At 61.7% G+C, this 13218-nt stretch carries 12 protein-coding genes; 11 read left to right on the top strand and 1 reads right to left on the bottom strand.

The features are described 5' to 3' along the window. Positions 1-201: 201 nt before the first annotated feature. On the top strand, positions 202-408 hold the full coding sequence (locus tag NCR40_RS02570; RefSeq protein ID WP_244827210.1) for a cold-shock protein: 207 nt from the start codon (positions 202-204) through the stop codon (positions 406-408). Between the two features lie 160 nt (positions 409-568). Here NCR40_RS02570 and icd read toward each other — a convergent pair whose 3' ends face one another. After that, positions 569-1825: an NADP-dependent isocitrate dehydrogenase gene (gene icd / locus NCR40_RS02565; protein ID WP_244827209.1), complete on the bottom strand. Its 1257-nt coding sequence runs from the start codon at positions 1823-1825 to the stop codon at positions 569-571. Between the two features lie 238 nt (positions 1826-2063). Here icd and NCR40_RS02560 point away from each other — a divergent pair, with 238 nt between their 5' ends. The 10 genes from NCR40_RS02560 to NCR40_RS02515 all read left to right on the top strand — a co-directional run bounded on the left by NCR40_RS02560 (position 2064) and on the right by NCR40_RS02515 (position 13203). Beyond that, the gene (locus NCR40_RS02560) at positions 2064-2636 is read left to right on the top strand and encodes a pseudouridine synthase (RefSeq protein ID WP_244827971.1); all 573 of its coding nucleotides are present in this window, start codon (positions 2064-2066) and stop codon (positions 2634-2636) included. 358 nt (positions 2637-2994) lie between these two features. Continuing rightward, positions 2995-3198 (top strand): hypothetical protein, encoded by a 204-nt coding sequence (locus NCR40_RS02555; protein ID WP_244827208.1) that lies wholly within the window; start codon positions 2995-2997, stop codon positions 3196-3198. A 235-nt stretch (positions 3199-3433) separates the two neighbouring features. After that, entirely contained in the window at positions 3434-3976 is a 543-nt protein-coding gene (locus NCR40_RS02550; RefSeq protein WP_370652125.1) for a DUF192 domain-containing protein, read from the top strand. Between the two features lie 259 nt (positions 3977-4235). Continuing rightward, a complete protein-coding gene (gene fusA, locus NCR40_RS02545; RefSeq protein WP_250463444.1) occupies positions 4236-6341 on the top strand; it encodes an elongation factor G in 2106 nt (701 codons plus the stop codon). Positions 6342-6468: 127 nt separating this feature from the next. Then, complete coding sequence (locus NCR40_RS02540; protein WP_244827205.1) at positions 6469-6948, top strand: cupin domain-containing protein; 480 nt, start codon at positions 6469-6471, stop codon at positions 6946-6948. Between the two features lie 115 nt (positions 6949-7063). Beyond that, entirely contained in the window at positions 7064-8734 is a 1671-nt protein-coding gene (locus NCR40_RS02535; RefSeq protein WP_250508642.1) for an ABC transporter substrate-binding protein, read from the top strand. 15 nt (positions 8735-8749) lie between these two features. After that, a complete protein-coding gene (locus tag NCR40_RS02530; RefSeq protein ID WP_250508641.1) occupies positions 8750-9781 on the top strand; it encodes an ABC transporter permease in 1032 nt (343 codons plus the stop codon). Then, positions 9778-10635 carry an ABC transporter permease gene (locus NCR40_RS02525; protein ID WP_244827202.1) on the top strand — a complete coding sequence of 286 codons (858 nt, stop codon included), beginning with the start codon at positions 9778-9780 and terminating at the stop codon, positions 10633-10635. Before NCR40_RS02530 ends, NCR40_RS02525 begins: the two co-directional genes overlap by 4 nt. Beyond that, positions 10632-12719 carry an ABC transporter ATP-binding protein gene (locus NCR40_RS02520; protein ID WP_250508640.1) on the top strand — a complete coding sequence of 696 codons (2088 nt, stop codon included), beginning with the start codon at positions 10632-10634 and terminating at the stop codon, positions 12717-12719. Before NCR40_RS02525 ends, NCR40_RS02520 begins: the two co-directional genes overlap by 4 nt. Positions 12720-12795: 76 nt before the next feature. Then, complete coding sequence (locus NCR40_RS02515) at positions 12796-13203, top strand: hypothetical protein (protein WP_250491885.1); 408 nt, start codon at positions 12796-12798, stop codon at positions 13201-13203. The last annotated feature ends 15 nt before the right edge of the window (positions 13204-13218 follow it).

The raw sequence follows: 13218 nt of genomic DNA, 5'->3' as shown, positions 1-13218 counted from the left end.
AGCTTAACGGCCATCTCAAAATTTCCTTGACACCCGATTTAAGAGATTCAACAATCAAACTGGCACTTTTTTCCGGGGGCCTCCGGAAATAGAAAAAGAGCCGAGGTGAGCTAGTGAGGAGGACGCGGTTCACAAAGTGGGGTGGCCGACGAGCTTTTCGAGCGTGCTCTGGTTGCGACGAGAGTTAGAGGGGATGTACGAATGTCTACTGGTACGGTCAAATGGTTTAACGACGCGAAAGGTTACGGATTCATCACGCCCGATGAAGGCGGCGAGGATCTGTTTGCACATTTCTCGGCGATTCAAATGAACGGTTTCAAGACGCTCAAGGAAGGCCAGAAGGTCTCCTTCGAGATCGTCCAGGGACCGAAGGGCAAGCAGGCTTCCAACATCCAGGACACTGTCTGAGACGCGGACTGACCGTAAGAAGCGCAAAGCCTTTGAAACCCGGCCCAGGCCGGGTTTTTTTATTGCCTGTTTCTACGCGTTTTACCAAAGACAAAACCCCAAAGACTTTAAGCCCTTGGGGTTTTAATGCAAATGCCGGTGATTCGTTGCGGCCGCGCTGTCACATATTCTCGATCATTACTTCGCCGAAACCCGAACATGAAACTTGCGTCGCGCCTTCCATGAGACGCGCGAAGTCGTAAGTAACGCGTTTGGACAGAATGGATTGTTCCATTGAATCGATGATTCGATCCGCCGCCTCGGTCCAGCCGAGATGACGCAGCATCATCTCGGCAGACAAAATTTCCGATCCCGGATTCACATAATCCTTGCCGGCGTACTTCGGCGCGGTGCCGTGAGTGGCTTCGAACATTGCAACCGAGTCCGACATATTGGCGCCCGGCGCAATGCCGATCCCGCCAACTTGTGCTGCGAGCGCATCGGAAATGTAATCGCCGTTCAAGTTCAGCGTGGCGATCACGTCGTATTCGGCGGGGCGCAAAAGAATCTGCTGAAGGAACGCATCCGCGATCACGTCCTTGACGACGATATCGCCACCCGTCTTCGGATTTTTCACCTTCATCCAAGGGCCGCCGTCGATAAGTTCCGCGCCGAACTCCTTCTGCGCGAGCGCATAGCCGTAATCGCGGAACGCGCCCTCGGTGAACTTCATGATGTTGCCCTTGTGCACGAGAGAAACCGAGCGGCGCTCGTTGTCGATGGCGTATTGAATTGCCTTGCGCACGAGCCGCTCGGTGCCCTCGCGCGACACCGGCTTGATGCCGAGCCCCGACGAGTCCGGAAAGCGGATTTTCTTCACGCCCATTTCCTCGCGCAGAAATTGGATGACCTTCTTCGCTTCCGGCGATTCGGCGGGCCACTCAACGCCCGCATAGATGTCTTCCGAGTTCTCGCGAAAGATCACCATGTCGACCTTTTCCGGCTCGCGCACGGGCGAAGGCACGCCTTTGAAGTAGCGCACCGGCCGCAGACAAACGTAGAGGTCCAGCTGCTGGCGCAGCGCGACGTTGAGCGAGCGAATGCCGCCGCCCACCGGCGTCGTGAGCGGTCCCTTGATGGACACGAGGTATTCCTTCACCACGTCGAGCGTTTCGTCCGGCAGCCAGACATCGGGGCCGTAGACGCGCGTCGCCTTCTCGCCCGCGAAGATCTCCATCCATTGAATCTTGCGCTTGCCACCGTAGGCCCGCTCGACCGCCGCATCGACCACTTTGATCATGACCGGCGTGATGTCGACGCCCGTACCGTCACCCTCGATATACGGGATGATCGGCTGATCCGGGACGTTGAGCGAGTAATCCGCGTTGACGGTGATCTTTTCACCGTCCGCCGGAACCTGGATGTGCTGATACGGCATGGTCGACTCCAAAGAAGGCCGGGCTCGAATGGAAGCTGGCGCGATAGTGCGGACGATTCGCGGACCATGAACGTCGACGGCGCCCGCGAGCATGGCCAGAACAGCATTCTAACCACGCGCGAGTACAGCCGGTCGCCGTTCGAGGCCTGGCGTCGCGCTTGCGTCGGCTCGCGTCAGGATTGGGGGCGGCTCATTATGCATTAAGATGCCGCTTCGAATTCCGCCGCGCCTTCCTCCGATGCCGCTCATCGCGCTCAATAAACCCTTCGGCACCATCTGCCAGTTTTCCGCGCACGAAACGCGTCCCTCGCTCGGCGACTGGGTAAAGACGCCGGGCGTGTACCCGGCGGGCCGGCTCGACGCCGACAGCGAAGGCCTGCTTTTACTCACCGACGATGGCGCATTGCAGGCGCGTATTGCGGAGCCGCGTCACAAGCTCGTCAAGCGTTATTGGGCGCAAGTGGAAGGCGCCCCTGACGATGCCGCGCTCGCGCATCTCGCGAAAGGCGTCGATCTGGGCGACTACGTGACGCGTCCGTGCCAATGCGCCTTCGTCGCCCAAGAAGATAGCGACGCGCTCTGGCCGCGCAATCCGCCGATCCGCTATCGCGCGGCAATCCCCACGACGTGGATCGAGCTCGCCATCACCGAGGGCAAGAACCGGCAGGTCAGGCGCATGACCGCAGCCGTGGGCTATCCGACGTTGCGGCTCGTGCGCGTGGCTGTCGGCGCACTCGATATCTTCGCGCTCGGACTCGCGCCGGGCGAATGCATCGAGGTGAATGCGCGTGCGCCGTGGCGACGCGCTTAAAGCTTTATCGACGATAAGCGTCACGTCGTGCGTTTAAATGGCGTGTCGTGTAAGCACGCGTGCAAAGCGCCGAGAAACTTTTTGCCGCGCGTTTGCAAATCTCTTTCAAACGACGTCAACCGAGTCTTCACGCGATGCGTTAAGGACCGCAGATGCCGAACAAAGCTATCCGGCATGAGCGATAAACCAATTGAATATGCTGTGTGCTCCAGGGTATTTGAAAGGTCAAAGCGCTCACAGCTGTATCGAAGACCAAATCATCGATACGACTGTCAACCGAAAGGTGGATGGCTCGTTTACCGACATGACTCCATGACCGGGTCGTTTGGTTAATCAACTCAAGCTAGAGGATTCACAAATGAACAAACTGATCGCTGCTCTCGTCGCTGGCCTGTTCGCAACGGCTGCATTCGCACAAGCATCGGCACCGGAAGCTGCTGCTCCGGCTGCTGCTTCGTCGGCACCGGCAAAGAAGGCTCACAAGTCGCACAAGAGCTCGAAGAAGCACGCGCACAAGAAGGCTGCCGCTTCGGCACCGGAAGCCGCTTCGGCAGCTCAGTAAGTTCGTTGTAAGAGGCGGTATAGCGAAGTTCGATGTTGCATTACCTGCAAAATCAATAACGAGCAATATCGCCGTCTTTACGGCGTTGAAGGGCAGATGGCCAACACGGCATCTGCCCTTTTGTTTTATCGACTCGCCTCATGGCACGCGCTTCGAGTAACATTCGCGAGTTTGCCGTGAGCCTGCCGGATTCTCGGCGCATCGATTCTTGATAAGGAGCATCGTCGTGATTCCGTTGTTTCATGCCTTGAAGTCTTCATTCGGTCCGAATCATTCAAATTGGCGTTCGCGCATTGCGAGCCGCGCGCTTGCCGCCGTGCGAGCATTAACTATTGCGTTGTTGTTGCCGTTTGCGGCAATGCCGCTTGCACAAGCGCAGACCATGCCGCCCGGTGCCAAGCAACCTTCCGATTTCCCCCGCGCAAGACTCACCGCCGGCATGTTCGTGATCGATGCCGCTGTCGCCGCCAACGATGCCGATCGCGAGCAAGGCCTCATGTATCGCACGCAGCTTGCATCGAACGAAGGCATGCTCTTCGTGTTTCAGGAAAACGCGGTCCACTGCTTCTGGATGAAGAACACGCTGATCCCGCTGTCGATCGCGTTCATTCGCGCGGATGGCACCGTCACCGACATCGACGAGATGCAAGCCGAAACCGAGAACAACCATTGCCCGCGCAACAACGGCGTTTATGCCCTCGAAATGAGCAAGGGCTGGTTCACGGCCAAAGGCATCAAGCCGGGAACGAAGATTTCGGGCTTGCCGGCCGCACAGTAATCGCGGCAATCGCTGGAAAGATAAAGAGGCGCGTCACGTGAACGCGCCTTTTTTTCGTCCATACCGGCCGCATATGGCCGTCTCCGAGCCTTTTCGATTGCCGCAGGAGCGTTCCAACGAGTTTCCTGCAAAGACCTTGCCAACGCGCTATCCTGAAAAGATTATCGCGATGCCGTTGCGAGCCCGGACGGCAATCGTGCGGCGGCGTGCACGGAATATGCGCATGCCGCCAGGGCTTACTACTCCAAAGGAGGTTCACGTGCCCCGCAAGACTCCCATCGAGCGCTACCGAAATATCGGCATCAGCGCTCACATCGACGCCGGCAAGACCACCACCACCGAGCGCATTCTTTTCTACACCGGCGTGACGCACAAGATCGGCGAGGTGCACGACGGCGCGGCCACGATGGACTGGATGGAACAGGAGCAGGAGCGCGGCATCACGATCACGTCGGCTGCAACCACGGCCTTCTGGAAAGGCATGGCGGGCAATTATCCTGAACACCGTATCAATATCATCGATACGCCGGGACACGTCGACTTCACCATCGAAGTCGAACGCTCGATGCGCGTGCTCGATGGCGCGTGCATGGTCTACGACTCGGTCGGCGGCGTGCAGCCGCAGTCTGAAACCGTGTGGCGTCAGGCGAACAAGTACAAGGTGCCGCGCATTGCGTTCGTCAACAAGATGGACCGCGTCGGCGCGGATTTTTTCCGCGTGCAGCGGCAAATCGGCGAGCGTCTGAAGGGCGTGGCCGTGCCGATTCAAATTCCTATCGGCGCGGAAGATCACTTTCAGGGCGTGGTCGATCTCGTGAAGATGAAGGCCATTCTCTGGGACGACGACAGCCAGGGCATCAAGTTCACCTATGCGGAGATTCCCGACAACCTCAAGGAACTCGCGCACGAATGGCACGGCAAGATGGTCGAGGCCGCCGCCGAAGCCAACGAGGAACTGCTCGAAAAGTACCTCGAGAACCACGAAAGCCTGACCGAGGAAGAAATCAAGGCGGCGCTCAGACAACGCACCATCGCCAACGAAATCGTGCCGATGCTTTGCGGCAGCGCGTTCAAGAATAAAGGCGTGCAGGCCATGCTCGACGCGGTGATCGACTATCTGCCGTCGCCGGTGGACGTGCCCGCCATCCTTGGCCACACGGAAGACGACCAGGAAGCGGAACGACATCCGAGCGATGACGAGCCGTTCGCCGCCCTCGCCTTCAAGATCATGACGGACCCGTTCGTCGGCCAGTTGATCTTCTTCCGTACGTATTCGGGCGTCGTGAATTCCGGCGATACGGTCTACAACCCGGTGAAGGAAAAGAAGGAACGCCTTGGCCGTATCCTGCAGATGCACGCCAACGAGCGCAAGGAAATCAAGGAAGTGCGCGCGGGCGACATCGCGGCGGCGGTCGGTCTCAAGGAAGCGACCACGGGCGACACGCTGTGCGATCCGAACCACGTCATCATCCTCGAACGGATGATCTTCCCGGAACCGGTGATCTCGCAGGCCGTCGAGCCGAAGACGAAGGCCGACCAGGAAAAGATGGGTATCGCGCTGAACCGGCTTGCGCAGGAAGATCCGTCGTTCCGCGTCACGAGCGACGAGGAATCCGGTCAGACCATCATCTCCGGCATGGGCGAACTGCACCTTGAAATTCTCGTCGACCGGATGAAGCGCGAGTTCGGCGTCGAAGCGACGGTCGGCAAGCCGCAAGTGGCGTATCGCGAGACGGTGCGCAACAAGGTCACGGACGTGGAAGGCAAGTTCGTCAAGCAGTCGGGCGGGCGCGGCCAATACGGCCATGCGGTCATCACGCTCGAACCGGACCCTGGCAAGGGCTACGAATTCGTCGATGCCATCAAGGGCGGCGTGATTCCGCGCGAATACATCCCGGCGGTCGACAAGGGCATTCAGGAAACGCTCAAGGCAGGCGTGCTGGCGGGCTATCCGGTCGTCGACACCAAAGTAACGCTGACCTTCGGTTCCTATCACGATGTCGATTCGAACGAAAACGCCTTCCGCATGGCAGGCTCCATCGCGTTCAAGGAAGCGATGCGCCGCGCGCGGCCGGTGCTGCTCGAACCGACCATGGCCGTCGAAGTGGAAACGCCCGAGGAGTTCATGGGCAACGTGATGGGCGATCTGTCGAGCCGTCGCGGCATCGTGCAGGGCATGGACGATATCGCGGGCGGCGGCGGCAAGATCGTGCGCGCCGAGGTGCCGCTGGCCGAGATGTTCGGCTACTCCACTTCGCTGCGTTCGCTCACGCAAGGCCGCGCGACCTACACGATGGAGTTCAAGCACTACACCGAGACGCCGTCCAACGTGTCCGAAGCGATCATCAATTCCAAAGGAAAATGATCGCTGCTTAAGACGTGTAATATCGGAAGTCCGTTGCTCGCGCGTTGTTGGTGGCGGCAACGGACTTTTTTTATCCGCAGACCAAAACGACAAACCCGACGCGATCACCACGACCATCACGACCACTATGAGCGACGCACATCACACCGATTGGCGCGAGCACGGCGTCAAGGTCATCAAGGGCGACCAGCTCGACACCAACACCGCGCAGACGCCGGGCATGAACCGCGCGGCCGCGATCAATGCAGCGCGCGTCGGTGCGCAGAAAATCTGGGCGGGCACGGTCACGATCCATCCGAATGCCAAGACCGGCGCGCATCATCATGGCGCGCTCGAAAGCGTGATCTACGTCGTGCGCGGACAGGCGCGCATGCGCTGGGGCGAACACCTCGAATTCACCGCCGAAGCCGGTCCGGGCGACTTCATCTTCGTGCCGCCTTACGTGCCGCATCAGGAAATCAACGCGAGCACCGACGATCCGCTCGAATGCGTGCTCGTGCGCAGCGACAACGAAGCCGTCGTCGTGAACCTGAATATCGATGCCGTGGAAGCGCCCGAGGAAGTCTTCTGGGTCGACCCGATCCACAAGCATCCGCACGATCATTGACATACCGGCCGCACGCCTTGGCATGCGGCCCGTTCCTTGCTTCCTCGAAACGACGCGGCAACGCTTTTCGCGTGGCCGAACGCATAACGACAACCCGCATACGGAACGACCACCGATGAAGAAATCCTCGACCGACGCACATCACCTCGACGCAGCGCGCACTCATGCGGGCGACCTGGGTAATCATGCGATCGACGAATTCAAGGCAGGCCGGCTTACGCGCCGCGAGTTATTGCGTCATGCGAGCGTGCTGGGTATCGCGCTTTCGGCTGGCGGCTTGCTTGGACTCGGCGCGACGAACGCTCGCGCTCAGGCCGCGGCCAAGCCGGGCGGCACGATTCGCGTGGCGCATCTGACGCCCGCGGGCGCCGTCGATCCGCTCACCGTCACCGATGCCTCGGGTCTCGCGCTCATCAATCAGACAGGCGAATTCCTGATCGACGACGACAGCGAAAAGCTCGCGCTCAATCCCGCGCTCGCGCTGTCGTGGTCGTCGAATGCGAAGGGCGATGTCTGGACTTTCAAACTGCGCCAGAACGTGAAGTTCCACGACGGCCAGACCATGACCGCCAAGGACGTGGCCGCGACCTTCAACCGCCTGGCCGATCCGAACGCCGGTTCGGCCGCGCTCTCGGTTCTGAAAGGCGTGCTGTCGAAGGATTCCGCAAAGGCCATCGACGATCACACCGTCGAGTTTCATCTGGACGCGCCCAACGGCAATTTCCCCTACTACGTTTCGTCCGACAACTACAACGCCGTCATTCTCCCGGCGAATTTCACGGGTTCGTACGAGAAGACCTTCATGGGCACGGGCGCGTTCAAGCTCGAAAAGTACACGCCGAAAGTGGGCGCGTCGTTCGTGCGCAATCTCGACTACTGGGGCGCGAAAGCGCTGCCGGACCGCGTGAACTTCTCGTTCTATGCGGACCATCAGGCGCAGCTTCTCGCCATGCAAGGCCGCCAGGCCGACGTCATGGGCGACTTCACCGTGCAAGGCGGCGTCTCGATCCTGAGCAACTCGCAGTTCAAGGTGCTGGGCGCGAAGTCGAGCTCGCATCGGCAGATTCACATGCGCTGCGACACCGGCCCGTTCAAGGACAAGCGCGTGCGCCAGGCGCTGGCACTGGCGATCAATCGCGAAGTCATCGTGAAAGGGTTGTTCAAGGGCCGCGCGACGGTCGGCAACGACAGCCCGTTTGCGCCCGTGTTTCCGTCGAGCGATCTTTCCGTGCCGCAGCGCCATCTCGATGTTGCGAAGGCCAAGCAACTGCTCGGCGAGGCAGGCGTGGCGAACGGCTTCGACATCACGCTCACGACCGAAAAGTACATGGAAATTCCTGACCTCGCGGTCGTCGTGCAGAACGCGGCCAAGGCCGTGGGCATCCGCATCACGCTGAAGGTCGAAAGTCAGGATCTGTATTACGGCTCGGGCACGTTCGGCAAGTCGGACTGGCTGGATTCGCCGCTCGGCATCACGGACTACGGGCATCGCGGCGTGCCGAACGTGTTCCTCAACGCGCCGCTCACGAGCGACGGCACCTGGAACGCGGCGCACTTCAAGAATCCCGCTTACGACAAACTCGTCGCGCAGTTCGTGGCCTCGCTCGACGTGGCATCGCAGAAGAAAGTGTCGGGCGACATTCAGCGTCTGTTGCTCGATGAAACGCCCGTGATCATCCCGTACTTCTACGACCAGCTGATCGTCACGCGCGCCAATGTTTCGGGCGTGCGCTTCAATGCGATTTCGCAGATGTGGTTCGACCGGGCGACGGTGTCGGCGGCTTAAAGGAGGTTCGCGAGGATGAGCACGATCACGCCCTCGACCCGCATCGGGCCGGCGCGCAACGGCGGCGCGAAAGCACGCCGCGTGTTGCGCTTCGTCGGCGTGCGCGTGCTGCTCGCGCTCGTCACACTCTGGCTCTTGTCGATGATCATCTTCGCCGGCGGCCAGTTGCTGCCGGGCGATGTCGGCCGCGCCATTCTCGGCCCGCTCGCGGATGCGCGCGCTGTCGCCGCGCTGAATCATCAGCTCGGCGTGGACCGGCCGCTTCTCACGCAATATTCGGCGTGGATCACGCATTTCCTGCGCGGCGACATGGGCGAGTCGTATGCGTTTCGCGCGCCGGTTGCACCGTTTATCGGCGAGGCGCTGTGGAATTCGGCGAAGCTCGGCGCGCTGGCGTTCATCGTCGTGGTGCCGCTCGGCATTGCAGGCGGCGTGTATGCGGCGCTGCACGCGGGGCGCTGGATCGACCGGATCATCAGCATTGGCGGACTCACGTTGACGGTCGTGCCGGAATTCGTCTCGTCCATCGTGCTGATCCTCATCTTCGGCGTGTGGCTGCAATGGCTGCCGATAGAAGCAAGCGTCAGCGCCGATGCCGGCATTCTCACGCAATTGCAGCATCTGATTTTGCCGGTGCTGCCGCTCGTCTTCGTGTTCTTCGGCTATATCGCGCGGATGGCGCGCGCGGGCACCGTCGAAGCGCTCGATGCCGACTACACGCGCACCGCAATCCTCAAGGGCTTGCCGCGCCGTATCGTGATCTGGCGGCACGTGCTGCGCAATGCGCTTCTGCCAACCGTGACGGTTGCCGCGACGCAGCTCGGCTACATGATCGGCGGGCTGGTCGTCGTGGAGACGCTCTTCCACTATCAGGGCATCGGCTCGCTGATCTACAACGCGGCGAAGGCCAAGGACTTCCCGATGCTCGAAGCAGGCGTACTCAGCATCGGCGTGATCTACACGGCGGCGAATCTGATCGCGGATGCGCTTTACGTCGTGCTGAATCCGCGTCTGCGCACGGCGGATTCGTCGGGAGATGGGCGATGAGCACGCAAGCCCTCGCTCCCGTCAAACCGAAGCGCTTCGAGGCGCTTTTCGCGCTGTTGCGCTCGGCGACCTTCGTCGTCGGCGTGTCGATCCTGCTCTTCTGGGTGCTGTGCGCCTTGTTCGGTCAGCATGCCGTGCCGATCGATCCCTACGCTTCCGATCCCTTGAACTCGCTCGCGCCGCCTTCCGGCGATCACTGGTTCGGCACCGATCAGCTCGGCCGCGACGTGTTCGCGCGCGTGATCGTCGGGTCGCGCGACATTCTCACCATCGCGCCGCTGGCGACACTCATCGGCACGGCGGCGGGCACGGCCATCGGCCTCGTGGTCGGCTACTTCGACGGCTGGGTTGATGCCGTCGTCGGCCGCGCGATCGACGCTCTTCTCGCGCTGCCGCTCGTCATCGTCGCGCTGCTGGCGCTGGCCGCCGTGGGCGCGAGCAATACGACGGTGATTATCGTGATCGGCCTGACCTTCGCGCCGATCACCGCGCGCACGGTACGCGCCGCCGTGCTGGGCGAACGCCATCTCGACTACGTGATGGCGGCGCAGTTGCGCGGCGAGAACGCGCTTTACATCATGTTCGCGGAGATTCTGCCGAACGTGCTGCCGCCGATCATCGTCGAAGCCACCGTGCGGCTCGGCTACGCGATCTTCGCGGTCGCGACGCTATCGTTCCTGGGATTCGGCATTCAGCCGCCGTCCGCCGACTGGGGACTCGCGTTGTCCGAAAGCTATACGCTGATGGCGGGCGGCGCGTGGTGGACGGTCGTGTTCGATGCCGCCGCCATTGCCTCGCTCGTCGTCGCTGTCAACCTCGTCGCGGATGCCGTGCAAGGAGTGCTCGACCGATGAACGGACCGCCGCCATCGGCATTTCCCACGTTCGGCGCCGCCAAGGGCGAAGCGACCGACGCGCTCACCATCGTCGGACTGACGGTGGCCTACCGTTCGCGCGGACGCGAGCGCGAAGTGCTGCAGGACGTCTCCTTGCGCGTGCGGCGTGGCGAAGCGTACGGACTCGTCGGCGAATCCGGCTGCGGCAAGTCGACGGCGGCGCTCGCGGTGCTGCGCTACTTGCCGAAGAACGGCCGCGTAAAGTCAGGCCGCATCTCGATAGCCGGGCGCGATGTCTCCGCGCTGTCCGCCGACGCCCTGCGCGAAATGCGCGCCGATGCCGTCTCCATGGTCTATCAGGACCCGGGGCGCGCGTTGAATCCGTCGCTGACCGTCGCGCGGCAAGTGTCCGAAGCCTTCGAGGCTTCGGGCGCTTCTGAAAGCGACGCGCTCGAGCGCACGGTGGAGATGCTGCGACGTGTGCGTATTGCATCGCCCGAACGGGTGATGGAAAGCTACCCGCATCAACTGTCGGGCGGCATGCAGCAGCGCGTGGTGATCGCCATGGCGCTTGCCTGCAATCCCGAACTGCTGATTCTCGATGAACCCACCACCGGTCTCGATGCCACCGTCGAAGCCGAAGTGCTCGATCTCATTGCGCAATTGCGTGAGGAACTCGGCACCGCCGTGCTGTTCATCAGCCACAATCTCGCGGTGATTGGGCGCATGTGCGAGCGCGTCGGCGTGCTGTATGCGGGCAAGCTCGTCGAGGAAGGCGCAACCGCCGATGTCTTCGCAAAGCCGCGCCATCCATACACCGTGGGCCTGTTGCGCTGTCTGCCGACGAGTGGCCGCAGCAAGGAAAATGGCCGGCTCGACACCATTCCCGGTTCGTTGCCGCTGCCGGGATCGGTGACGCAAGGGTGCATCTTCGCCGCGCGCTGCAAGCTCGCCGACGAACGGTGTCTGAAGGAAGCGCCGCCGCCGTATCGGATGAGTGCGGCGCACGGCGATCAGATGGCGCGCTGTCACTATCACGAACGCGCGGAAATGCTGCCGCGTTCGACCGACGAAACGCCCGCCGCGCCTCCACTCGATCATCGAGCGCAACCGACGCTCGCGCTCACCGCACGCAACCTGTCCAAAACCTTCCATGTCGGCGATGAAGAAGTGCGCGCCGTTCACGATGTCTCGCTCGACCTCGTGCAAGGCGAAACACTCGGACTGGTCGGCGAATCGGGCAGCGGCAAAACCACGCTCGCCAAGCTGCTGCTGGGCCTCGTCTCGCCGGACAAGGGCGCGACGCTCGAACTCGACGGCCAGCATCTGCCCGAACGCGTCACGCGGCGCAGCGACGAGCAGGTGAAGTCGCTGCAGATCGTGTTTCAGAACCCGGATTCGGCGCTCAATCGCGCGCATTCGGTGCGCCGGCTGATTGCGCGTTCGCTGTCGAAACTCGCGTCGCTGCGTGGCGAAGCGAAGGAAAAGCGCCTGCAATCGCTGACCGAAGCCGTGCGTCTGCCGGAGCGCTATCTCGGCTCGCGCACGCGCCAGTTGTCCGGCGGGTTGAAGCAACGCGTGGCGATCGCGCGTGCTTTTGCGGGCGATCCGCGCGTCGTCGTCTGCGACGAGCCGACTTCCGCGCTCGATGTCTCCGTGCAGGCCGCCATCCTCAATCTGCTGGCGGACTTGCAGCGCGAACGGCGTGTGAGCTACGTGTTTATCTCGCACGATCTGCACGTCGTGCGCTATTTGTCGGATCGGATTGCGGTGCTGTATCTCGGGCGCATCATGGAGATCGGCCGCGCGGCGGATGTCTTCACGGGGCCGCAGCATCCGTACACCGAAGCATTGCTCTCGTCGGTGCCCGCGCTCGAAAGCGCGCCCGTGCAAAGCGAGCGCATTCGCTTGTCGGGCGAGTTGCCTAGCGCGGCGAATCCGCCTTCGGGATGCGTGTTCCACACGCGCTGTCAGCGCAAGATCGGCGACATCTGCGAACGCGAGGTTCCGCCTTGCCGCGATGCGGGGCACGGTCATGCCATTCACTGTCATATTCCGGTCGAGGAGCTGCGCGCGCTGCAAAGTCCCGAAAAGGTGACTTAAGCGCCGCGCGCCCGGAACCAAAGTGCGTGTTTGCGCCTCTCATCGGTTCACTCTCAAAACAACGAGGATTCAATCGATGAAACCCACTCTCTCGCTCGCTCTCGCCGCAGCTTGTGCCTTCGGTTCGGCCGCCGCTCACGCGCAGACGGCGGCGCCTGCCGCCATCGACCAGAGCTTCACTGCTTATTCGCTCGCGCAGCAATGCGCCCAGAAGGGCGACAACACCGCGCAAGGTCAGTGCGTGGGCGCCGTGCGCGGCATCGTGCGGGGTTATCAGTACGGCGTGCTGTTCCTGTCGCAACGCGCGTCGCTGCAGGATGGCGACACCAAGCGCGTGTCGCTGTGCCTGACGGATACGTCGGTGTCATCGATCGTCGATGACTTCCTCACCGATGCGAAACAGGTGAACGAAGCTGATCTCAAGCGCACGCCGGCTGAAGTGGCGGTGCTGGGGTCGGTGCATTTGCATCACGCTTGCACGTGACTTGCACGTGCTTTG

This window comes from Caballeronia sp. GACF4, from assembly GCF_023631025.1.
GTDB lineage: Bacteria > Pseudomonadota > Gammaproteobacteria > Burkholderiales > Burkholderiaceae > Caballeronia.
Note: the sequence above shows the minus strand (reverse complement) of the source record. Positions and strands in the feature narration are given on the sequence as shown.

Bases quoted from the DNA above. Each gene is read 5' to 3' on its own strand.
- NCR40_RS02570 (WP_244827210.1), top strand. From the start codon at position 202: ATGTCTACTGGTACGGTCAAATGGTTTAACGACGCGAAAGGTTACGGA.
- icd (WP_244827209.1), bottom strand. From the start codon at position 1,825: ATGCCGTATCAGCACATCCAGGTTCCGGCGGACGGTGAAAAGATCACC.
- NCR40_RS02560 (WP_244827971.1), top strand. From the start codon at position 2,064: ATGCCGCTCATCGCGCTCAATAAACCCTTCGGCACCATCTGCCAGTTT.
- NCR40_RS02555 (WP_244827208.1), top strand. From the start codon at position 2,995: ATGAACAAACTGATCGCTGCTCTCGTCGCTGGCCTGTTCGCAACGGCT.
- NCR40_RS02540 (WP_244827205.1), top strand. From the start codon at position 6,469: ATGAGCGACGCACATCACACCGATTGGCGCGAGCACGGCGTCAAGGTC.
- NCR40_RS02535 (WP_250508642.1), top strand. From the start codon at position 7,064: ATGAAGAAATCCTCGACCGACGCACATCACCTCGACGCAGCGCGCACT.
- NCR40_RS02530 (WP_250508641.1), top strand. From the start codon at position 8,750: ATGAGCACGATCACGCCCTCGACCCGCATCGGGCCGGCGCGCAACGGC.
- NCR40_RS02525 (WP_244827202.1), top strand. From the start codon at position 9,778: ATGAGCACGCAAGCCCTCGCTCCCGTCAAACCGAAGCGCTTCGAGGCG.
- NCR40_RS02520 (WP_250508640.1), top strand. From the start codon at position 10,632: ATGAACGGACCGCCGCCATCGGCATTTCCCACGTTCGGCGCCGCCAAG.
- NCR40_RS02515 (WP_250491885.1), top strand. From the start codon at position 12,796: ATGAAACCCACTCTCTCGCTCGCTCTCGCCGCAGCTTGTGCCTTCGGT.